This is a genomic window from Micromonospora sp. NPDC048887 (assembly GCF_040649715.1).
In the GTDB taxonomy this organism is placed as follows: domain Bacteria; phylum Actinomycetota; class Actinomycetes; order Mycobacteriales; family Micromonosporaceae; genus Micromonospora.
On the sequence record NZ_JBEZGA010000001.1, the window covers coordinates 39,418 to 62,751 of the forward strand.

The window sequence follows — 23,334 nt, forward strand, 5'->3', positions numbered from 1 at the left end:
GAGCGCCGCGTGACCGGGCCGTCGCCGGCGTTCTACGTCGACGCCTGGGATCCGTCGTACGGCGCGTCGTTCGAGGCGGCGGGCGGGTCCGGGCCGGCCGCGCCGAGCAGCGCCCAGGTCGAGGCCGACGTCGAGCTGCCGGCCACCGACTGGCGGGCGATCGGCCCCCGCGCGGACGTGCGGTCGCCGGACGTGGTGCTGCTCGTCGACGGGGTACGCCGGATCGACGCCAGCGTCTGGACGGCTGAGGAGGACGGCGGCTCGTTCCCCGGCATCGCCGCCTCGTACGCGGCCGGTGTGGTGCGCTGCGACCTGGACCGGGGCGCCGCCGAGCTGGCCGGCGCCCGGGTGGGCCGGGGCCTGTTCACGGCGAGCCCGTCGGCGCAGGACGTGGTCGCCGGGACGGTCCGCTACCCGGTGCACCGGGTCAGCGGCACCGGTGAGCTGAGCAAGCTGCCCGCGGCGGTGCAGGCGCCGCTGACCGCGCTGGAGGTGGCCGTCTCCGACGCGGTACGCACCGACGGCGACCTGCTGGTGGTGGACGGCCCGCTGCGCAGCCGGCGAAACCTGCCGCGCACGCTCGGGTACATCAAGACGCAGCACAGCCAGTATCTCGACGCCCGGCTCACCGCCGTGGTGACCGGGCTGGCGCCGGGTGAGCGCTGCCCGGTGTTCCGGCTGGGCACGGCGTGGGGCGGCTGGTCGTGGTATCTGCGCCTGCCGGTGCGCGCCGGAGCGCCGTGGGCGGGCATCGTGCGGGTGGAGTGCTCGGCCGACCTCACAGTGCCGGAGGCGGTGGCGCTGGCCGACCTGTCGCTGGTGACGCTGCCCCGGTTCGCCTCCACCCCGTACAAGGATCCGCGTGCCCCGCAGAACCTGGTGCCGATCGCCGGGCTGGAACGGCGGCTGCGCGGGATGCTCGGCGACGCGCGTCTGCTGCACCGGGTGCTCACCGGCGCGGCGCGCGGGATGCGGCGCTGATGGGCCGGCGACGCGACGCCGACCGGGTGGTCGCCGACGTCGACACCGGGCGGGCCGAGCTGGTGCCGGACCCCGACCGTCCGGGCTCGTGGACGCTGCTGCTGGACGGCGCGCCGCAGTCGCACGTGGACCTGACCGACCCGGCGCACCTGGAGTTCGAGTACGTCCGGCGGCTGGCCGCCGCACTGGACCTGGTGGCGCCGGCCGGTGCGCCGCTGCGGGTGCTGCATCTGGGCGGCGGCGCGCTGACCCTGCCCCGGTACGTGCGCGCCACCCGGCCGGGCTCGTCGCAGCGGGTGTCCGAGGTGGACGGCGCACTGGTGGAGCTGGTCCGCCGCGAGCTGCCCTGGCCGTCGGATCCGCGCCTGAGGGTCCGGGTGGCCGACGCGCGGGCGACGCTGACGTCGAGCCGGGACGGCGCGTACGACGTGATCGTCGCGGACGTGTTCGCCGGCGCCCGTACCCCCGCGCATCTGACCTCGGTGGAGTACGCCGCCGAGGTGGCCCGGGTGCTCGCGCCCGGCGGCAGCTATCTGGCGAACGTGGCCGACGGCCCGCCGCTGCGGCACGCCCGGGCGCAGGTCGCCACCGTGCGGACCGTGTTGCCCCGGGCCTGCCTGGTCGGCGACGCGGCGGTGCTGCGCGGCCGGCGCTACGGCAACCTGGTGCTGGTGGCGTCCCGGGTGGAGCCGCCGGTGCCGGAGCTGACCCGGCGGGCGGCGGGCGACTGGTTCCCCGGCCGGGTGCTGGCCGGCGCCGAGCTGGACCGGTTCGCCGGGGGCGCGCCGGTGGTCCACGACGCGGACGCCGTCGACTCCACTCCCCCGCCGCCGGGAATTTTCTCGGTCAAACGTTGATCCGATCGGCTGGCCGCTGCGTATCACCGGGCGGCCATGCCCGTGGGGGGCCGGCTGATGTCATTGGACAGCGGAGGTCTGCATGCATGCGGTGGCGGCCGGCTGGCACGGCGAGGTGGCGCGGCCCGAGTGGATGTTCGCCCGGGCACAACCACACTCGCGCGCCTCGCGTTCGGGCCGGGGGGTCGACGCCCGGTCCGCCGATCGCCAGAATGACCCGGTGCCGCCGCGACCCGCCCCCGGACGCCACCAGGCGACCTCGGCCGAGGCCAGCCACTCCGACCAGCTGATCCGCCTGCTGTACGCCGAGCACGCCGGCCCGCTGCTGATGTTCGTGATGCGGCTGACCGGCGGGGACCGGCAGCGCGCCGAGGACATCGTGCAGGAGACGCTGCTGCGGGCGTGGCGCAACGCGCACCGCCTCGGCGTGCAGGGCCAGGGCTCGCTGCGTCCGTGGCTGGTCACTGTGGCCCGGCGGATCGCCATCGACGAGCACCGCAGCGAGCAGGCCCGCCCGCCCGAGACGTACGACCGGGATCTGACCATGTTCGCCGAGTCGGACAGCACCGACCGGGTGCTGCGCACGATGACCGTCGCGGACGCGCTGCGTACGCTGAGCCAGTCGCACCGGGAGATCCTGGTGGCGACGTACTTCCGGGGGCGCACCGTGCCGGAGGCGGCCGAGGAGCTGGGGCTTCCGCTCGGCACCGCCAAGTCGCGGGTCTACTACGCGCTGCGCGCGCTGCGCACGGCTCTGCAGGAGAGGGGGGTGACCGAATGAGCCGGGCCGATCACATGGACGTCGCCGCGTACGCGCTCGGCGTGCTGGATCCGCAGGACACAGAGCGCTTCGAGGAGCATCTGGCCACCTGCTGGGCCTGCGCGGCGGAACTGGAGACGATGGTCCCGGTGGTGGGGCTGCTCTCCGGCATCGACGGCGAGGCGATGGCCGCGCTGGAGCAGACGCACACCGATCCGGCGCTGCTGGACCGGACGCTGATGGCGGTGCGGCGGGACCGCCGTCGTACCCGGGTGCGGCAGTTGCTGGCGACCGCGGCGGCAGTGGTGGTGTTCGGCGGCGCGAGCGCGGCGGCGGCCGGGATGCTGGGCGACGATCCGGCGCCGCCGCAGGCGGTGCCGACGCAGGCCGCGCCGACTGTGGCGTCCAGCGGCGAGCCGGGCAACCCGAACGACCCGGGCGTCGGCGGGCCACAGGACATCGAGGGCGACAAGCACAACGCGACCGATCCGGCGACCGGCGTGCAGACCACCATGTGGCTGGCCCGCAAGGAGTACGGCACGCAGATCGCGGTGCAGCTGAGCCGCCTGCCGGGGCCGCGCACGTGCCGGCTGGTGGTGGTCCGCAAGAACGCCACCAGCGAGGTGATCAGCACCTGGTCGGTGCCGGTCGGCGGCTACGGGACGAACCAGAACCAGCTTCCGCTGGAGCTGAACGCGTCCACCTCGGCCCCGGTGCGCGACATCGACAAGCTCCAGGTGCAGTCGGTCGACGCGAACGGGGTGGCCAGTCCGCTGGTGACTGTGGACGACATCTGATCGAACGCTGAGCGGCGCCGGGTGGCTGAGCCACCCGGCGCCGTCGCGTCGTGCCCGGCCGGCGGACCCCCTCGTGCTGACGCACGCGCGGCGACGCCTGTCGGTTCAATCGGTCCACTGTGAAATGTGCCACCCGTACGGGTTCAACCTTGACAGCGCAGCGCCCGTACTACTCGGCGAACTGCCAAGAACGAGGAGGGCACGTGGCACACCACATGCGGACGACCGTCATCGTCGCGAGCGCGATGGTCGCACTTACGGCCTGCGCCCCAGCAGGCTACAACGGGGCGAACTCGGGCGCGGCCGAGCCGGTCGCCGTGGCCGCGGCCGAACCCACAGCGGCGGCCGAACCGGAGGCGTCGGCGGCTCCCGAGGAGGAGCCGGTCGCGGACAAGGCGCCCCCGTCCAACGTGAAGATCACCGACGAGTTGGTCGGCAAGAAGCTGCCCCGGATGGGCCGCGTCGTCACCGACCAGGACGGCTGGGTGCTGTACCGGTTCGACAAGGACTCCGACGACCCGCCGCAGTCCAACTGCGTGGACAAGTGCGCCGAGGTCTGGCCGCCGTCGCTCACCGACGGCAACCCGAAGCTGCGGGGCGTCTCCGACGACAAGGTCGGCACCATCACCCGCCAGGACGGCACCCGGCAGCTCACCATCGGCGGCTGGCCGGTCTACCGCTACATCGGCGACAAGAAGCCGGGCCAGTGGAAGGGCCAGGGCGTCGGCGGCACCTGGTTCGTGGTCGACCCGAACGGCAAGAAGAACCTGACCTGCCTGCCGACCGGCACGCCCAAGCCGGTCGCGCCGCCCGCGGCGGGCAGCTCGAACAGCTCCGGCGGCGGCTCGGACTACTCGTACTGAGCCGCCAGGACACGGTGACCGGTCGCCGCCGGGGAGGGCGCGGCCGGTCACCGTCGCGGACCCGGGAGGCGGGGCGTACCGGCATCGGCCCGCCTCCCGGCACGCGGGGCGTGCCCGGCGTCACGGCCGGGTCGCGTGGCAGAGTGGCCGGGTGACCTCGCCCGACGCCCGCCGTACGCTGCGCCCGCCGGCCGGCTACCGGCTGGCCGCGTCGGTGCGGGCGCTCACGTTCAGCCCGTACGACCCGTGCGCGCGGATCGCCGCCGGCACGTTCTGGTGGGCCACCCGCACCCCGGACGGCCCGGCCACGCTGGCGCTGCGCCCGGAGGCCGGCGAGCTGACCGCCGAGGGGTACGGCCCGGGCGCCGGCTGGGTCGTCGAGCGGGCCGACCGGATCGCCGGGCTGTGCGACGACCTGACCGGGTTCGCCGCGCTCGCCGCCGTGCACCCGCTGGTGGCCCGCCTCGCCCACACGCACCACGGGCTGCGGATGCCGGCCACCGGGCAGATCTTCCCCCGGCTGCTGCGGGCGGTCTTCGAGCAGAAGGTCACCGGCAAGGAGGCGTACCGGGCGTACGCCGCGACGGTGCGGCACTTCCGGGAGCCCGCGCCCGGCCCGCTGCAACCACTGCTGCTGCCGCCGGAGCCGGGCGCGGTGGCGGCCACGCCGTACTGGGTGTTCCACCCGTTCGGGGTGGAACAGCGGCGCGCCGACACGCTGCGCCGCGCGGCTGCCGTCGCGGACCGGCTGGAACGCTGCGCCGACTCGGCGGAGGCGACCCGGCGGCTCACCGCGATCCCCGGGATCGGGCCGTGGACCGCCGCCGAGGTGGTGCGGATCGCGTACGGGGACCCGGACGCGGTGAGCGTCGGCGACTACCACGTGCCGAACACAGTGGCGTGGGCGCTGGCCGGTGAGCCGCGCGGCGACGACGCCCGGATGCTGGCGCTGCTGGAGCCGTTCCGGGGGCACCGGGGCCGGGTGTGCGTGCTGCTGGAGGCGGCGGGCGTCCAGGCACCGAAGTACGGCCCGCGCGCCCCGATCCGCTCCTTCGCCCGCTACTGACCGTCTCAGCTCCGCCGGCACAGCCGCCGCAGCGTCCGCCCCAGCCACCAGGCGTACAACCGCTGGAATCCCAGCACGACGGGCCCGCCGGCCCGCACGTACCAGTGGGCGGGGCGGCTGAACGCGGTCACCTCGAACCAGACGCCGTCAGCGCCCCGGGTCACCAGGAACGCCTCCTCGCCGACCTCCGGGTGCCCGGGCAGCGTGCCGTAGCCGAACCCGGCCCGGTCCGGCTCGTCCACCGTCCAGACCACCTCGGTCGGGCCCCACAGCCGCACCGGGCCGACACCGACGCCCGGCGTGACCCGCACCCCGGGGGCGGCGCGCGGCGCGTCCGCGCGCATCACCACGCCGGCCGCGCGGTGCAGCCGCCAGCCCAGCACGGCGTCCGCCGCCAGCGGGAATCCGCCGTCCGGCAGCCGGACCCGGTGGCGCAGGTGGTGGTAGCCGGCCGGCAGGCCGCCGTCGCGGGTCGCGCCCACCTCCGGGTACGTCAGCTCCGGCACGCCGGTCACCCCCTCGCTCGTGGAGAACACCCCGCCAGGGTACGGCCGCCCCGGCGGGCTGTGGTGAGCTGAGCCGGTGACCGACGTGACCATCGCCCCCGCCGGCCTCGCCGACGCCGGGGAGATCCTCACCGTGCAGCGTGCCGCGTACCTGGTGGAGGCGCAGCGCTACCGCGACGTCTTCCTGCCCCCGCTGACCGAGACGCTGGACGAGGTGCGGGCCGCGCTCACCGGCCCGGACGTGGTGCTCGCCGCCCGGTGCGGCACCCGCCTGGTCGGCTCGGTACGCGCCCGCGTCGACGGCGGCACCGCACACGTCGGCCGCCTCTCGGTCGCGCCCGACCAGCAGGGCCGGGGCGTCGGCGGGCGGCTGCTGGACGCCGTCGAGCACGCCTGCGCCGGCCGGGTGACCCGGTTCGCGCTGTTCACCGGCGCGGACAGCGCGGCGAACCTGTCCCTGTACGCGGGCCGTGGCTACCGGGTGGTGGCGCACCGGCCGGACGAGAACGGCAACCGCCTCGCCGTGCTGGAGAAGACGGTCAGTCCTGCTCGCAGCGGCGTCTGAGGCCGTCCGCCTCCTGGCGCAGGTAGCGGCGCATGGTCGAGCCGCCGAGCAGCCCGACGAGCCAGGCCAGCGGACCGGTCTGTACAAGCACCAGCTCGGCCCGGGTCCGCCCGTCCTCCAGCGGTATCAGCCGGTGCTCACCACGGGTGCGCACGCCGGGACTCGCCGACTCCCACGCGAACGAGTACGGCGGATAGATCTCCACGACCCGCCACACCGCCGGGCGCAGTCGTGGCTGCTCCAGCCGGGCTGTCGAGCCGAGGATCAGCGGACCGGGCTCCAGCCGGCGCGCGGCGGTGACCGAGGGCGTCCACTCCGGCCAGCGCTCGACGTCGCTCTGCACGTCCCAGACCCGCTCGACGTCGGCGGCGATCTCGACGGACTCGGCGAACCGCATGGGCTTTCCCTCCCCCGTGGACGGTCCCCTCAGCCTATGCCCGAGCCCCACCCCGCGCCGCCCTGCTCCGGGCGACCCCGGCCGACGGGGAGCGGGTGGGGGTCAGGCGGCCTCGTGGGGGTCAGGCGGCCTCGTGGAGGTCGGCCAGGGTGACCGGGGCGTACCGCGTCAGCAGGCGTTCCAGCTCGGTGACCGAGCCGACCTCGCCCAGGACATTGACGCCGCCGCCGCGTTCGGGCGGGTAGCGGTGCGCCAGCCGGTAGCGGTAGCGGCCACGGATCAACTCGACGCTGACCCGCCAGCGCCCGCAGCATCCGCAACTCCACTCCGGCACGCCGCGACGGTAGCTCTGACCTGCGGTTTCACCATTCGGGCGGCGGTGACGAACACGGCCGGGACGGGACACGCCGCCCGACGACCGGCGGTGATCTGCCTCACCACTGTCGGTGGGGTCTGGTTGACTGGTCGCCGTGGACCTGCCGATCAACCCTCCGGTCGAGCCGATGCTGGCGAAGAGCGTGGCCGAGCTGCCCACCGACCACGGCCTCACCTACGAGCCGAAGTGGGACGGCTTCCGCTGCATCGTGTTCCGCGACGGCGACGAGGTCGAGCTGGCGAGCCGGGGCGGCAAGTCGATGACGCGCTACTTCCCCGAGGTGGTCGAGCAGGCCCGCCGGCAGCTCCCGCCCCGGTGCGCGGTCGACGGCGAGCTGATCGTGATCCGGCGGGACGGGCCGGGCGGGCAGCCGCGGCTCGACTTCGAGCTGCTGGCCCAGCGCATCCATCCGGCCGCCTCCCGGGTGAAGCTGCTGGCCGAGACGACCCCGGCCGACTTCGTCGCGTTCGACCTGCTGGCGATCGACGACGAGCTGCTCACCGAGCAGCCCTACCCCCGCCGCCGGGAGCGGCTGGAGCAGGCGCTGTCCGGGGTGCGCCCACCGGTGCACGTGACCCAGGTGACCACCGACCCGGAGACGGCCCGCCGCTGGTTCGACGTGTTCGAGGGCGCCGGGCTGGACGGGCTGATCGTCAAGCCGGCCGACCTGCCGTACGAGCCGGGCAAGCGGCTCATGTTCAAGGTCAAGCACGCGCGCACCATGGACGCGGTGGTGGCCGGTTTCCGCTGGCACAAGTCCGGGCCGGTGGTCGGCTCGCTGCTTCTCGGTCTCTACGACGACGACGGCGTGCTGCACCACATCGGCGTCAGCTCCTCGTTCACCATGGCCCGCCGCAAGGAGCTGCTCGACGAGCTGGAGCCCTGCCGCGACGTCGGCGACGAGCACCCGTGGGTGCACGGCGACCACGAGCGGGGCCAGCGGATCCCGGGCGGGGTCAGCCGGTGGACCGGCGGCAAGAACCTGGAGTGGGAGCCGCTGCGCCCGGCGCTGGTGGTCGAGGTGGCGTACGACGCGATGGAGGGCGACCGGCTGCGGCACACCGCCCGCTTCCTGCGGTGGCGCCCCGACCGCGATCCCCGCTCCTGCGACTACGGCCAGCTCGACCGCCCGATCCGCTACGACGTCGACGAGGTGCTGCGCGGCGATCCGGCGGCGACGGTCGGTGACGCCCGCGGCCGGGCGTAGCCTGACCGTCGACACGATCATGGAAGGCGCCGACGTGACACGCTTCCCCGACCGGACCCGCCGGTTCCGGCCCGTCCTGGCCGCGTTCGTCGCGGCGGTGGTGCTCACCGCCGGATGCACGCTGCCGGCGTTCGCTCCGCGCGCCGAGAGCGAGGGCGAGGCCGCCCCGCCGGGGGCCGCCGCGAACTGGCGGGCCTGCCCGGAGGTGCCCGACGAGCTGGTCGGCCGGGGCGCGACGGACATGCGCTACGAGTGTGCCCGGATCGCCGTGCCGCGCAACTGGGGCACCGGGGCCACCACCGGCGCGACCGCCGGGCCGGGCGCGGGCGAGACGTTCGAGATCGCGCTGATCCGGGCACGCTCGACCAAGCAACGCGACCGGATCGGGTCGCTTGTGGTCAACCCCGGCGGTCCCGGGGCCTCCGGTGTCGACACCGCCGTCTACCTCTCCTTCGGTCCGGCGTTCGGCGGCCTGCCGACGGCGATCACGGACCGGTTCGACATCGTCGGCTTCGACCCGCGCGGTGTGGCCCGGTCCAGCCCGGTCAAGTGCATCTCCGACGCCGACCTCGATGCGAGCTTCGGCTACGACCCCGACCCGCGGAGCCAGTCGTCGTTCGACGGCTTCGTCGACCTCAACCGGCGCATCGGCCAGCGGTGCGGCGCGAAGTACGGCGACCAGCTCCCGCTCTACGGCACCGAGCAGGCCGCGCGGGACATGGACGCGGTCCGCGCGGCGGTCGGCGACGACAAACTGACCTACCTGGGCTACTCCTACGGCACGCTGCTCGGCGCCACCTACGCGCAGCTCTACCCGCAGCGCGTGCGCGCCCTGGTGCTCGACGGCGCGGTCGACCCGCAGCAGAAGCTGATCGCCGGGTCGGAGAGCCAGGCGAAGGGCTTCGAGCGGGCGTTCGACAACTTCACCAAGTGGTGCGCGACGAACGCCGGCGGCTGCCCGATCGCCCCGGACGCCCGGGGCGCGATCACCGCCGAGATCGACAAGGCGAGGACCTCTCCGGTACGCGGTCAGGGCGGCCGGGAGGCCACCGCCGGCTGGATCTTCTACGCGGTGATCTCCTCCCTCTACACCGAGCAGGGCTGGCAGGAGCTGGCCCGGGCGATCGACGACCTGCAGGGCGGCGACCCGGACGGCGTGTTCAAGCTGGCCGACTCGTACGCGGGCCGCGAGCCCGACGGGCACTACTCCAACCTGTTCGACGCCAACCTGGCGGTCAACTGCGCGGACGAGACCGAGAAGCCGACCCTCGATCAGGTCCGCCAGTTGCAGTCGCAGTGGCGGCAGAAATACCCGCTGTTCGGCGCCGCCCTGGCGATGGGCATGCTGGGCTGCGTGGAGTGGCCCGGCGAACGGGACCCGTACCCGACCGGCCGGGCGAACGGCGCCCCGCCGATCCTCGTGGTCGGCACCACAGGCGACCCGGCGACGCCGTACGAGCAGACGCCCGCGCTCGCGTCGATGCTCGGTGTGGGACGGGTGCTCACCTGGGAGGGCGAGGGGCACACCGCCTACCCGCAGACCTCGTGCGTGACGGCTGCCGTCGACGCGTACCTGATCTCGCTCACCGTCCCCCGGGAGGGGCTGCGCTGCCCCGCCCGGTGACGGCGCGGCCGGCGGCGTGAGCGAGCCGGCGGCCACGGGCGTGATCAGCCGGCGGCCGGGGGCGTCCAGCCCTGCGGGATGTGCCCGACGCGCACGCGCTGGGGGTGGTCGCCGACCGGCACGCTGGCGACCTTCTGCCCGGTTGCGAAGTTGATCGCGGTGACCTGGTCCGCGCCGGATTCGGAGATCACGCAGTCCCGGCCGTCCCCGCTGACGGTGGCCCAGTACGGCTTGCTCGCGGGCACCAGCGGGCCCTCGCGCAGCGTGGCCCGGTCGAGCACCGTGGCGTAGTCGTCCATGGTGCCGGCGACGCAGATCCGGGTGCCGTCGGGGCTCATCGACAGGCCGTGGTGCCGGGAGTCGTTTACCCAGGTGGTGCGGTCCTCGCTGGTGGCCGGGTTCTTCGGCAGCGTGGCGACGCGGGTGACCCGGTCGGTGGCCACGTCGTACTCGACCACGCCGTTGAAGAAGGACACCTGGAAGTAGAGCCGGCTGCCGTCCGGGGTGAACACGGCGGGACGGACCGCGTCGGAGAGGTCCTTGCGGCCGGCGGCGTCCAACCGGTCGCGCATGTCGATCACCTTGACCACCTGGTACGTGCTGGTGTCGGCGACGGTGATCCGGCGGTCGCCCTTTGTCCAGTCGAGCCACGGCGCGTCCAGGTCGGTGTTGACCTCCCCGATGGACATGTTCCACAGCCGGGTGCCGCCGTCGGTGTAGATGTTCTCGTGCGGCTTGTCACCGGCGCCGAACGAGCCCAGTTGCGCGCCGGTGCGGATGTCGAGGACGTGCACCGTGTTGGAGGTGGAGGCGGAGACCGCGACGCGGGTGCCGTCGGGTGAGACGGCCATGTGGTCGGCGCGGTAGCCGGAGACCGGGAACCGCCAGCGCAGCGCGCCGGTGGCCAGGTCGATCGAGACGACGTCGGCGAAGCTGGGCCGGGACACCACGAGCGCGGTGCCGTCCGGTGTGGTGTACATGTCGTCGATGAGCTGGTCGTGGCCCTCTCCGGGGCCCTGCCGGATGCCGAGGAAGAACGCCAGCTTGACCGGGTTGAGGTAGATCTCGCGCAGTCGGGCGGCGCGGTCCGGGATCACGTTGATCCGGCCGAGCCTGGCGTAGTCGCCGCGGGACCTGATGACGTCGGCGGTGCCGTCCCAGTTGTTGCCGACGAACATCACCTCCTGGAGCGTGACCGCGGCGGCGGCCGGCGCGGGCACCGTCACCAGGGGCGCCGGTGCGATCAGGGCGAGCGCGGCCAGCACGGCCAGGCCGGCGCGGCGGCGGGTACGGGACGGGTGCTGTGGCACGGGGGTCATGGACGCCTCCTGGCAGCCGGTACGGCATCGACGTTTCTCAGTGGCGCGAGCGGTGTTACCTTGCGGTAACAACCAGGAGAGCAACCGGCCGCCCGCCGGGGCTAGGGATCCGACGCCAACGTCCGCGCGGCCCGGTTGTGCCGCGTCGACAACGGAGGGCGGCGGGGTGCCGATGACCCGGACCGGACAGGCCCCGACGTTCGGGGCCTTGCTGCGCGACCTGTCCGCCGATCCGGCCGCCGTCGACGAGGTGGCGCGGGCGGCCCGCGCCGACTCCCCCGAGGTGGCCCGGCTTCCCGCCGAGGAGGTACGCCGCCAGGTCGTGCTGCTGCTGACAAGCGGCCTGGGCGCGCTGGAACGCCGCGAGGACCCGGCCGGACGCGACTTCACCGAGGCCCGTCGGCTGGGCGCGGAACGGGCCGCGCAGGGCGTCTCGGTGGCCGGCCTGCTGAGCGGCGTGCAGGCCGGGCGGGACCGGGCGGTGGAGCTGGTGGTCCGGCACGGGCGGGCCGCCGGCATCCCGGACGAGGTGCTGCTGGAAGGGCTGCTCACCATCGGCCGGTACGCCGCGGCCGTGGAGCGGGCCGTGGTCGACGGGCACCGCGGCGCGGAGCGGGAACTGGTACGCACCGGCGCGGCGGCCCGGACACACCTGCTGCGGCGGCTGCTGCGCGACGGACCGGCGGGACTGTCCACGGCCGAGCTGACCCGGTTCGGGCTGCGGCCGGACGGGCGCTACCACTGCCTGGTCGCCGCGCCACCCGACCCGGTCCGGGCGTACACGCTGCACCGGCAGCTCACCACGCGGGGCGGCCTGCTCGGCACGGTCGAGGACCGGCTGGCCGGGTTGCTGCCGCGACCGCCCGACGCCGTACCGGCCGACGTGCTGACACTTGTGGCGCCCGCGCAACCGCTGGCGCGGGCCCCCGACATGTACGCGCTCTGCCTGGCGGCGCTGGCCACGGCGACCGACCGCCGGCTGCGCGGGCTGCGTCAGGTCACCGACCTGGCCGGGGAGACCGCGCTCGCCGCCCAGCCGCTGCTCGCCGAGCTGCTGCGGGCGAGCCTGCTCGGCGCGCTCGACCCGGCCGACGACTTCCACCGGGAGCTGGCAGTCACCGCGCTCGCCTGGCTGCACCACGGCCAGCGGCTCGACCAGACCGCCGCCGAGCTGCACGTCCACCCGAACACGGTGCGCTACCGGCTGCGGCGGCTGCGGGAGCTGACCGGCGGGCCACCGGTCGAGGAGGGGGCCCGGTGCACAGTGCCGGAGACCGTGCACTGGTGGTGGGCGCTGCGGAGCTGGCTGGACGTCGGCTGACGCCGCCCGGGCCGTACCGGGGCGCGGCGCTGTGCCAGGCTGGCCCGGTGACCGAGGTGATCTTCCGGGAGGCGGTCCGCGCCGACCTGCCCGCCGTGCTCGCGCTGCTCGCCGATGACGTGCTGGGCCGCACCCGCGACCTGCCCGAGGTGGACGAGGCGTACGAGCGGGCCTTCGCCGACCTCGACGCCGACCCGCGTAACCACCTGATCGTCGCCGACGACGGCGGGGAGCTGGTGGGCTGCTTCCAGCTCACGTACATCCCGGGGCTGGGCCGGCACGGCGCGCAGCGGTGCCTGATCGAGTCGGTGCGGGTCCGCTCCGACCGGCGCGGCCGTGGGCTGGGCCGGACGATGATGCGCTGGGCGATCGACCGGGCCCGGGAGCACGGCTGCGCGCTGGTGCAGCTCACCACCGACAAGCAGCGCGCCGACGCGCACCGGTTCTATCGTGACCTGGGCTTCGTGGCCAGCCACGAGGGCATGAAGCTGGCGCTCTGATCCGGCACCGGGCCGCCACCCGAAGGCGAGCGGCCCGGCACCCCGGGTCAGTCCTCCGGCACCAGCCGGCCGTCGCGCAGCGTGAGCGTACGGTCGGCCAGCTCGATCAGCGCCGGGTCGTGCGTGGCCACGAGCGCGGTCATGCCCCGGGCGTGCACCACCGCCCGGAGCAGGTCCATGATCGACCGGCCGGTCTCGGAGTCGAGCTGACCGGTCGGCTCGTCGGCGATCAGCAGGTCCGGCTCGTTCGCCAGCGCCCGCGCCACCGCCACCCGCTGCTGCTGCCCGCCGGACAGCTCGTACGGGCGCTGCGCGGCGTGCCCGCCCAGCCCGACCAGTTCCAGCAGGACCGCCACCCGCTGCTCCCGTTCGGCCGCCGGCACCTTCGCCAGCCGCAGCGGCACCCCGACGTTCTCCGCGGCGGACAGGATCGGCACCAGCCCGAACGTCTGGAACACGAACCCGACGGTGCCCCGGCGCAACGCCAGCAGTTCCCGCTCGCCGGCCCCCGTGACGTCGTGCCCGGCCACCCGGATCCGCCCGGCGTCCGGCCGGTCCAGGCCGCCGACGAGGTTCAGCAGCGTGGTCTTGCCGGCGCCGGAACGGCCCCGGACGGCGACCAGCTCGCCGCGTCCCGCCGTGAACGAGACGTCCCGCACGGCGTGCACGGCGTGTTCCCCCTTGCCGAAGGTGCGGCTCACCCCCTCGACCCGGACCACGTCCTCGACGGCGCTCACCGGCGCCGCCGGCAGCACCTCGGTCTGGTCGGTCATCACTCACTCTCCTCGGCGTGCGCCCGGTCGCCGGGGCGCACCTCGACGTGGTCGGGTTCCAGGTTGAGCCGAACCCGGTCGCGCAGGGACAGCGCCTCCACGAACTGCGCGGGCAGCTGCATCCGGCCGGTGCGGTCCAGCACCGCGTACTCCTCGCTGACCATCTCGGTGCCGCCGTCGGCGGTGACGCGCGCGGTCCGGCGTACCTCGGAGGCGGTCCGGCCGTCGCGGATCGCGACGGTACGGCGGACCTGGCCGGCCACGGCGTGGTCGTGGGTGACCACCACGATGGTGACGCCAAGTTCGGCGTTTATGGTGCGCAGCGCGGCGAAGACCTCCGCGCCGGTGGCCTCGTCCAGCTCGCCGGTCGGCTCGTCGGCGAACAGGATCTCCGGGTCGTTCGCCACCGCCACGGCGACCGCGCAGCGCTGCTGCTCGCCGCCGCTCATCTGGCCCGGCCGCCGGTCCGCGCAGTAGCCGACGCCCACCATCTCCAGCAGCTCACGGGCCCGCTCCCGCCGTTTGCGCCGCCCGCCGGCCCGCCCGGCCAGCTTCATCGGCAGCTCGACGTTCTCCAGCGCGGTCAGGTACGGCAGCAGGTTGCGGCCGGTCTGCTGCCAGATGAACCCGACCACGTCCCGCCGGTACGCCAGCCTCCGCTTGTTCGACAGCGACAGCAGGTCGTAGTCGGCGACCCGGGCGATGCCGGCGGTCGGGGTGTCCAGGCCGGACAGGATGTTCAGCAGCGTCGACTTGCCGGAGCCGGAGGCACCGACGATCGCGACCAGTTCACCCCTGTCGATCACCAGGTCGAGGCCCTGGAGGGCGAAGACCTCGACGCCCTCGGTCTTGAAGATGCGCACCAAACCGTCGCAGACGATGTGCCCGCGCAGCCGGTCCCGCCCGCCGGCCCGTTCGGCGGCACGCTCGGCGGCACGCTGTTGCAGGGACGCCAGATCCGGTACGGACGCCTCGGCGGTCGCGGTCATCTCAGCTCTCCTCTCCGAGCCGCAGCACCTCACCGAGGCGCAACCGGCGGTTGTTCACGGCTTCCACGGCGATCGCGAAACCGAGGGCCAGCATGGCCAGCACCGACACCCCGGCCACCAGGCCGGGTTCGAAACCCGGGCGCACGTCCACGCCGCCGGTGAAGGCGGGCAGTCCGAGCACCGGTGTGAGCAGCAGCGGCAGCAACGCGCCGACCACCGCTCCGGTGAGCACCGACACCAGCACCAGCGGGGTCAGCTCCACCATGAGCAGTCCGCGCCACTGCCGGCGGGACAGGCCCATGGTGCGCAGCCGGGACAGCACCTGCCCGCGCGAACGGGCCCCGGCGAGCACCGCGAGCGCGAGCCCGAGCAGCCCCAGCACGGCGCCGCCCCCGGCCCCGAGGGCGAAGCCGAACACCAGCAGGCCGTTCACGCCGGTGCCGCCCAGGTCGGCGCGGACCGCCGACCTGGTCGTCACCTCCGGCGCGCGGGCCTGGTCCCCGGCGTCGACGCCGCCGATGCGCAGGTAGCGTCGCTGTCCCTCGCCCGCGACCCGGTCCACCTCGGCCGGGTCCACGCCGGAGCCGGCGAGCACGAAACCGGTCGGCGCGAGCTGGTGCGGGGCGTCGGCCGGCAACGCCGGCCACGGCAGCACCACGAACCGGCGTACGCCCTCGCCCACGAGCGCGAACCCGTCGACAGTGGCGGCGGTGCGCACCGGCAGCCGGTTACCCTGCACGTCCAGCCAGGCGGGTCGCTCGCCCCGGGCGTCGGCGAGCCCGGCGTCGGCCAGGTCCCCGGCCACCGCCGGGGACACCAGCGCCGGCAGCGGCGTGCTCCCGTCGGCGCGGGCCCGCACCGGGTCGGGCACGTCCACCGGTACGCCGGCCTGCCGCGCCACCTCGGCGAACCGCTCCCCGTCCACGAGCACCACGCGCAGCTCGGTGACCGGGGCGGGACGCCCGGCCTGGTCGGCGTAGGGGCGTTCGGCCGGGATGGTCAGCACCGGCGCGACAGCGCGTACCCCGGGCAGCGCGGCCAGCTCCCCGGCCGTGTCCGGCGTGAAGCGCTCCCCGCGTACCAGCAGGTCACCGGGCACGGCCTGGGCGGCGGCGGTGTCCCGGCCGGTCTCGATGCCGGTCGCCACCACGCCGCAGAACGCGGCGGTGGCGACGGCCAGCACCACCACGACCAGCGGCCCGGTGGTCGCGGCCCGGCCCGCGCGGGCGGTGCCGAGGAAGGCGACGCTGCCGCGCGCCCGGGCGGCGACGCGGCTGGCCAGCCGTAACGGCCAGGGGTACGCGCGCAGCGCCAGCAGCGCCGCCGCGATCGCCAGCAGCACCGGTACGGACACCAGCAGCGGGTCCACCGACCCGGCGGTGAGCCCACGGCGGCGCAGCAGGAACGCGCCGAGCACGGCGAGCCCGAGCACCGCCACCTCGACGGTGAGCCGGACGGCGGGCGACCGGCCGCCCAGGTCGGCGCGGCCACCGGCCCGGCGGCCCACGGCGAGCGCGGCGAGCGGCGGCAGCAGCGTGGCCAGGAGCCCGGCGATCACCACCCAGTACCACGACGCCCCGGCGCCGGGCAGCAGCCCGCCGAGCAGCCAGCCGATCCCGGCGGCGGCCGGCAGCACCAGCAGCGATTCGGCCAGGCCGCGGCGCAGCACCGCGCCGGTCGAGCCGCCGCGCGCCCGGATCAGGTGGAACTCGGCGCGGCGGCGGCGCGCGGCCAGCCGGGCGGCGAGCAGCGTCAGCCCGGCCAGCGTGGCGAGCAGCCCGGCGGCGATGACAGCGAGCAGGGTACGCGCGGCGGCCAGCGAGTCGGCGAAGCGCCGCAGCGGGATGTCCACGCCCTGGCTGAGCGTCACGGTGACCTCGGTGGGCAGGGCGCGGTTCAGCCCGTCGACCCCGGCGATCAGCTCGTCGAGGCGGCCCGGTTCGAGCCGTTCCGGGGCGATCCGGTAGCGCCAGCCGAAGCTCACCGGCCAGCCGGTCGCGGCGGCCTCGTCGACGCCGCCGTCGGCGGTGTAGGCGACGCCCACGAACGGTTTGCCGTCGCCTTCCGGCGGCGTGAGCTTCAGCATCGACGGCAGCGTGTCCCAGACGCCGTCGGCCGGGTCGTTCGGCCGCCACACGCCGACCAGCTGGACCGGGAGGGACTTCAGCACGTTGCCGTCCGGATCGAGGATCAGGAGCAGGAACCGGTCGCCGGTCGTCACGCCGAGCGTGCCGGCGATCGTCTCGGCGAGCGTCACCTCGACGGTACGGGCCGGGGCGACGGGACGTTCCGGCCACCGCCCGTCGACAAGGGTGGCCGCCTCCCTGATCCCGGTGCCGGCGCGCAGATGCACGTCGATCAGTCCCTTGTCGGCGCTGAGCGTCGGGCCGCGCAGCCGTCCGGGCACGGTCTGCGCCGCGAACCAGCGCTCGCCGATCGTGTCGCGTACCTCGGCGGGCATCTTCTCCTCGATCGCCGCGAGCTGGCTTCCCCGGCTGGCGACGACGGGCTGGGCCGAGGCCGGCACAGCGTCCGGCGCGGTGCTGTACGTGAGGTCCCGGCGGGCCACCGGCTGACCGGCCACGTACTCGGTGAGCCCCTGCCCGGTCAGCCGGTCGGCGACCCGGGGCACCCCGGTGATCAGCAGGGCGGTCACCAGGGTCAGGACGGCGAGCAGCAGGAACTGCCCCCCGTACGCGCGGACCCGGCGCGCGGCACCAGGAAGGCTCATCGTTCTCCTCCGATCCGGAGCTGCACGGCGGCGACCCGCTGGCGGATGCCGGTGGTGATGAGGGCGGCGAAGGCGAGCGCGGCGAGCAGCAGCCCGGCGGCAGTCGCCCCGATCGGCACCCAGGGCACTGTGAAGGCCGCCTCGGGCACCGGGCGGCCGGCGGCCGGGGTGAGGATCACCAGCGGCACCATGGTGGCCGCGACGAGCGCGCCGACGAGCAGCCCGACGCCGACGCCGATCGCGGCCAGGAACGTCTGTTCGGCGAGGTACGCGCGAGCCAGCAGCCGCGTGTTCGCGCCGAGCGTGTTGAACACGGCGAACTCGGTGAGCCGCCGCCGGGTGGTGGCCCAGACGTCGACAGCCAGGCCGACCAGGGCGAGCAGCACCGAGCCGAGCGCGGCGGCCAGCAGGCCGGTGCGCGCACCCTGCCAGTACGGATCCTCGGCGGCCTCCGCGGCCACCGCCCGCCGGTCCAGCAGCACCGTGCCGCCGGTCGCGGCGAGCGCGTCAGCGGCGGCGGCGTGCCCGCCGGGCGTGGTGCCCAGCCACCACTCGGCCACCGGCCGGACGCCGCCGCTGCGCTCCAGGAGCTGGGTGGTGGCGGCCGGCAGGTCCAGCAGCACGCCCTCGCCGCCGGTGCCCGGGATCGCGGCGACCTGGCCGACCACAGTGACCTCCAGCGTCACCTCGGCGACGGACAGCTTGACGGTGTCGCCGGTCTTGACGCTCATCGCGGCGGCCACGCCCGGCGTGACGAGCACCGGCACCGGACGGTCCGGCGCCTGCGGCACCAGCGCGAACCGGGACGAGGGCACCCGGGCGAACTGCAACAGCCCGGCCGGCACGTCGAAGCCCTGCGTCCCGTCGATCCGGGTCGGGCTCGCCTTGGCGGTGCCGCGCGGCCCGGAGCCCGGGTCGATCACCCGCCACGACCCCTCCACCGGCACCGGCAGGACCGCCCCGGCGGCGTCGGTGAGCCGCAGCTCGTCCAGGAGCAGCCGGTACGAGCTGCCGGTGGCGTCGCCGCCGTCGGCCTCGAAGCCGGCCAGGCGCAGCGGGGCGCCGCCGCTGTCGGGCAGCGGCACGGAGAAACGTACCGGCTTCCCGTCGCCGCCGGCCTCGGCCAGCCGCACCCGCCAGGTGGCCCCGGCGTCGGTGACGAACAGCGCGGTCACCACCACCCGGGGCCTGTCGAACATGCTCTCGACCGGGGTGCGCACGGTGCCGGCGAATGTCTTCGCCCCGGCCGGCAGGACGCCGCCGACCGGCGCGGTCCGGCCGGCGGCGAGCCGGTCCAGCAGCGCGGCTGTGGACGCGTCGCCGCCGGTGTCGTCGAGGCGGACCATCCCCTTCGCGGCGGCGGTGTCAAGCGCCACCACAGTCGCCGGCCGGGCCTCACGGCCCACCCGTACGTCGTCGCGCCAGGCCGGCAGCGCCCGGTCCAGGCCTGGTACGGCGGCCAGCTGCGCGGCCCGGTCAGCGGGCGCGGTGCCGTCCCGCTCGGTCAGCCGCAGGTCCGCGCCGACCGTGTGCTGCGCCTGGTCGCGCTGCGAGCGTTCCCAGGAGGCGACGAGCGACCAGGCGAGCGTGCTGCCGCCGACGGCGAGCGCGAGCAGCAGCACCGGGCCGGCGTGCGGGCGGCGGCCCGCCTGCCACATGCCGAACATGGTGGCGTTCCACGTCCGCCGGTCCACGAAGCGTTCCGCGATCCGGGTGGTCGGCGGCAGCAGCCGCAGCGCGATCACCGCGCCGGCCAGCACGCCGATGGTGGGCGCGGCGGCCAGCAGCGGGTCGATGCCGAGGCTGCCGTTCGCGCCGGCGAGCGGCGACGAGTACTGCCGCAACTGGGTCCAGGCGAGCACGGCGAGGGCCACCAGCGCGATGTCCACGCTCGCCCGCTGCGCCGCCGCTCCCCGGGAGGGGCGGGACCGGGACGCCATGTCCGCGACGTACGTGCCGGCCCGACGCATCGCCGGCAGCACCATGGCGAGCAGGCAGCCGGTCGCCGCGCCGACCGCCACCAGCCACACCCGGGCCAGGTCGCCGTCGGCCAGCCCCAGGTCCGCGCCCAGGAAGTGGATCGCCTGCCCGGTCAGCGCCGGGGCCAGCAGCAACGCCGGTGCCACCACGAGCGTCGCCTCGCGTACGGCCAGCCCGGCGATCTGCCCCCGGGCGGCGCCCCGGGCCCGCAGCAGCGCGGTCTGTGCCCGCCGGTCCTCGTTCAACAGGGCGGCCACCAGCACCAGCGCGTACCCGCCGAGCACGACGATCAGCAGCAGCGGGGTGAGCAGCGCCGACCGGCCCACCAGATCGGCCCGGCTCAGCCGGTCGACGAGCCGGTCCAGGTGGCTGACCTGCTGCGCCGACGAGCCCAGCCCGGTGGCGTCGGGCAGCTTCCCGGTGATCTCGTCCAGCGCCGCCGTCACGGCGGGCAGCCGGGCCGGCTCGACCGCCACCAGGTCCGGGTCGACCAGCCAGGCCGCCGAGGTGGAACCCGTGAAGGTACGGGCGAAGTCAGCCGGGTCCAGCGCGAACGGCCCGTACGAGGTGACCGCCGCGTCGCCCTGGCTCTCCCCCACCCCCGGGGCGAGACGCCAGTACGCCTCGGTCGCGTCCCGGGGCCGCCACGTGCCCACGACCACCACGGTGCCGGCGCGCTCCGCGCCCCTGTCGTAGAGCGGCACCCGCTCCCCGATCTCGATGCTCAGTTGCGCGGCCACCTTCTCCGGCAACGTCACCTGCAACGGGTCGCTGCCCGGCACCGGCCACGCCCCGGCGGCAAGCTCGGCGTGCGCGGGCAGGTCGTCGAGCGTGGCCAGGTTGGCGAACATCGGGTCGTCGTCGGTGCGGGCGGCGCCCACGTCACCGGTCAGCTCCCGGCCGGTCCCGGAGCGGGTCGCGGCCACGGTGACCGGGGCGCCGCCGAGCCCGTTCGCGAACTGTTCCCGTACCGCCCGGTCCCGCTCGGCGAACGCGGCGGCGTCGGCGCCACCGGAACCGCTGACCAGCAGACTGCGCTCCTCCGCCGGAGCGGCGTCCAGCACCGCCCGGGCGCCCGCCTCGACCGCCCGGCGGTTGTAGTCGGAGAGCCCGGTGACGAGCGCGACCGCGACGAGTGCCGCGACAGCGGCGGCGAGCAGCAGCCCTCGGGCCTCTACCGCCCGCCTCCACACCAGCTTCATCCGACGTCCTCTCCTGGCCCCGGCGGGCCGATGCCGAGAGAGAGCAGTGACACCCACCAAAAGGTTCGCGCCCGTTACATGATCGTTATCGGCCAACCGCACGCCGCCCCGAACCGAGGGAGCGACCGTAGGGTCTGTTACGGCGTGACCGCTGGTGTCGACAGGTGCACGTGCCCTGGTGGCTGCTCCAGGCCGACAGAGCCAGGACCGGCGTGGCGTGCGCCGGGTCCTTCAGGGCTTCGGTCTGGAGCCGGTCGGACGGTCCATCCCACAGAAGGGCCGGGCCTGTGGTGTGCGGGCTGCGACGGACACCTATCGCCCTGCACCGGCAACGCGGACGTCACCCTGCCCTTGCCGGCACGCTGACACCCCCACTCATGTGGGGAGGATGGCGCCTACTTCTCGGCGGACTCGCCCAAGCCCGGAGCACCCCCACGTGCATGGGGAAGACACCTTGGGCCACGTCCGCACGGGGTCGCCGTCCGGAGCACCCCCACGTGCGTGGGGAGGACCTGGCCGCCGCCGCGTCCCGCTCGATGTGGTGCGGAGCACCCCCACGTGCGTGGGGCGGACCCGCGCGCGTCGGCGCGGTTCATGAGGTCGTCCGGAGCACCCCCACGTGCGTGGGGAGGACACGATTCTTACGGTCTGTGGCAGATCAACATGCGGAGCACCCCCACGTGCGTGGGGAGGACGATGCGCCCGTCGATAGTCGTCGCGCCTGGTACGGAGCACCCCCACGTGCGTGGGGAGGACGGTTTCCAGGAGGGCCTGGACAAGGGCGGGGACGGAGCACCCCCACGTGCGTGGGGAGGACCCAGTTTCGGCGGCGGCCGGAAGCGGTTGAGGCGGAGCACCCCCACGTGCGTGGGGAGGACAGTTGGTCGCGGCGTCGGGCGAGCCTCACGAGCGGAGCACCCCCACGTGCGTGGGGAGGACGGCCGCAGATCCATCAGCTCGGCAGGTTCAGCCGGAGCACCCCCACGTGCGTGGGGAGGACGCCCTGGCCGGTTCCAACAACCCGCAGCTGTCCGGAGCACCCCCACGTGCGTGGGGAGGACCGTGCCGGCTACCGGCCTACCGAGCACGGCACCGGAGCACCCCCACGTGCGTGGGGAGGACGCCACCCTCGCCGGCACGCCCGCCAAGGACGTCGGAGCACCCCCACGTGCGTGGGGAGGACGCCCGACGGTGAACCTGCGCGCCGCCGCCGCGCGGAGCACCCCCACGTGCGTGGGGAGGACTGGTTGAGGATCCGGCCGATGCGCTCGCCCAGCGGAGCACCCCCACGTGCGTGGGGAGGACTGCCTCGCCCATCTGGATGCGGTTGCGCTCGGCGGAGCACCCCCACGTGCGTGGGGAGGACACCTCAAACGACTCAGTGAGTCCTCACTGATCCGGAGCACCCCCACGTGCGTGGGGAGGACTCATGATCCGAGTGCCTTCCGGTCGAGTTCGGCGGAGCACCCCCACGTGCGTGGGGAGGACTGTGTCTACCGGCGGCGTCTACGGCGGCGGCGCGGAGCACCCCCACGTGCGTGGGGAGGACCCGACTGGGTGAAAGCCCTCGAAACCGGGCGGCGGAGCACCCCCACGTGCGTGGGGAGGACGACCCACGCGGTCGCGGCAGCGGCCAGCACCGCGGAGCACCCCCACGTGCGTGGGGAGGACGATACACCGACATTGACCTGCTGGCCGCCCACGGAGCACCCCCACGTGCGTGGGGAGGACGGTGGGAATGGCGGGATGGCAGAATGCCCGGAACGGAGCACCCCCACGTGCGTGGGGAGGACGAGCTGGACACGACCCCGAGCACGATCATCGACGGAGCACCCCCACGTGCGTGGGGAGGACGATGTCGTTCGACGACGCACCCTCCGCGTCGGCGGAGCACCCCCACGTGCGTGGGGAGGACACCGACCACGCGATGGTCGCGGCAGCCGCCGCCGGAGCACCCCCACGTGCGTGGGGAGGACTATTCGACGGGGAGAGACGCGTTGTCCGCCCCCGGAGCACCCCCACGTGCGTGGGGAGGACGCCCAGGCGGTGGCGCTTGAGGATCGGCTCGGCGGAGCACCCCCACGTGCGTGGGGAGGACATGGCGGCCAGCTCGGCGCGGGTCGGCGGCAGCGGAGCACCCCCACGTGCGTGGGGAGGACACTTCGCGACCTGCGGTTTTACCAGCCCTCCGGCCAGATTTCTTCGACCGGCTCTTGAGCGGCACGTGGGTCTTCCTTCGGGCTCATGGCCACGAGGGTGAGGCCGTCGAAGTCGACCGGGCGCCGTCGGCGCTCTCCCGCTGTCCGCAGCGAGAAGCCTTGTTCGGTGTCGTCCGGATGGATGAGGACGGCAGCGCCATCGCCCACAACGGCGCTTGCGGCATTCCAGAGCTCGTCGCGGACTTTGGCCGAGAGCGTGCCGACGAACATGCCGGGGGTCACTTCGATCATCCAGCGGCTGAGTGCACCCCGGAGGTGGTCGGGGACGGCGGTGGTGGCGAGGACGACCATCGAGGCCATG

Annotated in this window: 20 protein-coding genes and 1 CRISPR repeat array; of the genes, 11 read left to right on the plus strand and 9 right to left on the minus strand. The window is 74.9% G+C overall.

The window, feature by feature from the left end; all coding sequences use genetic code 11:
* Positions 1-9 precede the first annotated feature (9 nt).
* The 6 genes from AB0C17_RS00185 (at position 10) to AB0C17_RS00210 (ending at position 5,324) form a co-directional block, all read left to right on the plus strand.
* Positions 10-981, plus strand: a complete 972-nt coding sequence (locus AB0C17_RS00185) for a hypothetical protein (protein WP_357382756.1) — start codon at positions 10-12, stop codon at positions 979-981.
* The gene (locus AB0C17_RS00190; protein ID WP_357382754.1) at positions 981-1,838 is read left to right on the plus strand and encodes a fused MFS/spermidine synthase; all 858 of its coding nucleotides are present in this window, start codon (positions 981-983) and stop codon (positions 1,836-1,838) included. Before AB0C17_RS00185 ends, AB0C17_RS00190 begins: the two co-directional genes overlap by 1 nt.
* A gap of 82 nt (positions 1,839-1,920) precedes the next feature.
* On the plus strand, positions 1,921-2,619 hold the full coding sequence (locus AB0C17_RS00195; protein ID WP_047893132.1) for a sigma-70 family RNA polymerase sigma factor: 699 nt from the start codon (positions 1,921-1,923) through the stop codon (positions 2,617-2,619).
* Positions 2,616-3,395 (plus strand): zf-HC2 domain-containing protein, encoded by a 780-nt coding sequence (locus AB0C17_RS00200; protein WP_357382752.1) that lies wholly within the window; start codon positions 2,616-2,618, stop codon positions 3,393-3,395. The genes AB0C17_RS00195 and AB0C17_RS00200 overlap by 4 nt, the downstream gene beginning before the upstream one ends.
* A gap of 203 nt (positions 3,396-3,598) precedes the next feature.
* The gene (locus AB0C17_RS00205; protein ID WP_357382750.1) at positions 3,599-4,258 is read left to right on the plus strand and encodes a hypothetical protein; all 660 of its coding nucleotides are present in this window, start codon (positions 3,599-3,601) and stop codon (positions 4,256-4,258) included.
* Between the two features lie 151 nt (positions 4,259-4,409).
* Entirely contained in the window at positions 4,410-5,324 is a 915-nt protein-coding gene (locus AB0C17_RS00210) for a DNA-3-methyladenine glycosylase 2 family protein (RefSeq protein ID WP_357382748.1), read from the plus strand.
* Between the two features lie 5 nt (positions 5,325-5,329).
* Here the strand turns inward: AB0C17_RS00210 and AB0C17_RS00215 are convergent, their stop codons facing one another.
* Entirely contained in the window at positions 5,330-5,860 is a 531-nt protein-coding gene (locus AB0C17_RS00215; RefSeq protein WP_357382746.1) for a DUF1990 domain-containing protein, read from the minus strand.
* A 46-nt stretch (positions 5,861-5,906) separates the two neighbouring features.
* On the opposite strand from AB0C17_RS00215, the gene AB0C17_RS00220 reads away from it, so the two are divergent.
* Entirely contained in the window at positions 5,907-6,395 is a 489-nt protein-coding gene (locus AB0C17_RS00220) for a GNAT family N-acetyltransferase (protein WP_357382743.1), read from the plus strand.
* On the opposite strand, the gene AB0C17_RS00225 is transcribed toward AB0C17_RS00220, so the two are convergent.
* Both AB0C17_RS00225 and AB0C17_RS00230 read right to left on the minus strand, forming a co-directional pair.
* Positions 6,370-6,792, minus strand: a complete 423-nt coding sequence (locus AB0C17_RS00225; RefSeq protein ID WP_357382741.1) for an SRPBCC family protein — start codon at positions 6,790-6,792, stop codon at positions 6,370-6,372. The two genes, AB0C17_RS00220 and AB0C17_RS00225, sit on opposite strands and share 26 nt — an antisense overlap.
* 121 nt (positions 6,793-6,913) lie before the next feature.
* The gene (locus tag AB0C17_RS00230; RefSeq protein ID WP_357382739.1) at positions 6,914-7,126 is read right to left on the minus strand and encodes a hypothetical protein; all 213 of its coding nucleotides are present in this window, start codon (positions 7,124-7,126) and stop codon (positions 6,914-6,916) included.
* A gap of 136 nt (positions 7,127-7,262) precedes the next feature.
* On the opposite strand from AB0C17_RS00230, the gene AB0C17_RS00235 reads away from it, so the two are divergent.
* Together AB0C17_RS00235 and AB0C17_RS00240 are read left to right on the plus strand one after the other, a co-directional pair.
* Entirely contained in the window at positions 7,263-8,375 is a 1,113-nt protein-coding gene (locus AB0C17_RS00235) for an ATP-dependent DNA ligase (RefSeq protein WP_357382737.1), read from the plus strand.
* Positions 8,376-8,394: 19 nt separating this feature from the next.
* Complete coding sequence (locus AB0C17_RS00240; RefSeq protein WP_357476090.1) at positions 8,395-9,999, plus strand: alpha/beta hydrolase; 1,605 nt, start codon at positions 8,395-8,397, stop codon at positions 9,997-9,999.
* Positions 10,000-10,043: 44 nt separating this feature from the next.
* Here AB0C17_RS00240 and AB0C17_RS00245 read toward each other — a convergent pair whose 3' ends face one another.
* The gene (locus AB0C17_RS00245) at positions 10,044-11,318 is read right to left on the minus strand and encodes a YncE family protein (protein WP_357382733.1); all 1,275 of its coding nucleotides are present in this window, start codon (positions 11,316-11,318) and stop codon (positions 10,044-10,046) included.
* A gap of 172 nt (positions 11,319-11,490) precedes the next feature.
* On the opposite strand from AB0C17_RS00245, the gene AB0C17_RS00250 reads away from it, so the two are divergent.
* Together AB0C17_RS00250 and AB0C17_RS00255 are read left to right on the plus strand one after the other, a co-directional pair.
* On the plus strand, positions 11,491-12,639 hold the full coding sequence (locus tag AB0C17_RS00250) for a helix-turn-helix domain-containing protein (protein WP_357382731.1): 1,149 nt from the start codon (positions 11,491-11,493) through the stop codon (positions 12,637-12,639).
* Positions 12,640-12,686: 47 nt separating this feature from the next.
* Positions 12,687-13,139: a GNAT family N-acetyltransferase gene (locus AB0C17_RS00255; RefSeq protein WP_357382729.1), complete on the plus strand. Its 453-nt coding sequence runs from the start codon at positions 12,687-12,689 to the stop codon at positions 13,137-13,139.
* A 47-nt stretch (positions 13,140-13,186) separates the two neighbouring features.
* Here AB0C17_RS00255 and AB0C17_RS00260 read toward each other — a convergent pair whose 3' ends face one another.
* From AB0C17_RS00260 to cas2e, 5 genes are all read right to left on the minus strand, one after another.
* Positions 13,187-13,912 (minus strand): ABC transporter ATP-binding protein, encoded by a 726-nt coding sequence (locus AB0C17_RS00260; RefSeq protein ID WP_357382727.1) that lies wholly within the window; start codon positions 13,910-13,912, stop codon positions 13,187-13,189.
* A complete protein-coding gene (locus AB0C17_RS00265) occupies positions 13,912-14,901 on the minus strand; it encodes an ABC transporter ATP-binding protein (RefSeq protein WP_357382725.1) in 990 nt (329 codons plus the stop codon). The genes AB0C17_RS00260 and AB0C17_RS00265 overlap by 1 nt, the downstream gene beginning before the upstream one ends.
* Position 14,902: 1 nt before the next feature.
* Positions 14,903-17,632, minus strand: a complete 2,730-nt coding sequence (locus tag AB0C17_RS00270; RefSeq protein WP_357476093.1) for an FtsX-like permease family protein — start codon at positions 17,630-17,632, stop codon at positions 14,903-14,905.
* On the minus strand, positions 17,629-20,814 hold the full coding sequence (locus AB0C17_RS00275; protein ID WP_357476095.1) for an FtsX-like permease family protein: 3,186 nt from the start codon (positions 20,812-20,814) through the stop codon (positions 17,629-17,631). Before AB0C17_RS00275 ends, AB0C17_RS00270 begins: the two co-directional genes overlap by 4 nt.
* Before the next feature lie 422 nt (positions 20,815-21,236).
* Positions 21,237-22,973: direct repeats of the CRISPR family, unit length 29 nt; unit sequence CGGAGCACCCCCACGTGCGTGGGGAGGAC.
* An 18-nt stretch (positions 22,974-22,991) separates the two neighbouring features.
* The gene (gene cas2e / locus AB0C17_RS00280) at positions 22,992-23,333 is read right to left on the minus strand and encodes a type I-E CRISPR-associated endoribonuclease Cas2e (protein ID WP_166455443.1); all 342 of its coding nucleotides are present in this window, start codon (positions 23,331-23,333) and stop codon (positions 22,992-22,994) included.
* Position 23,334: the final 1 nt, after the last annotated feature.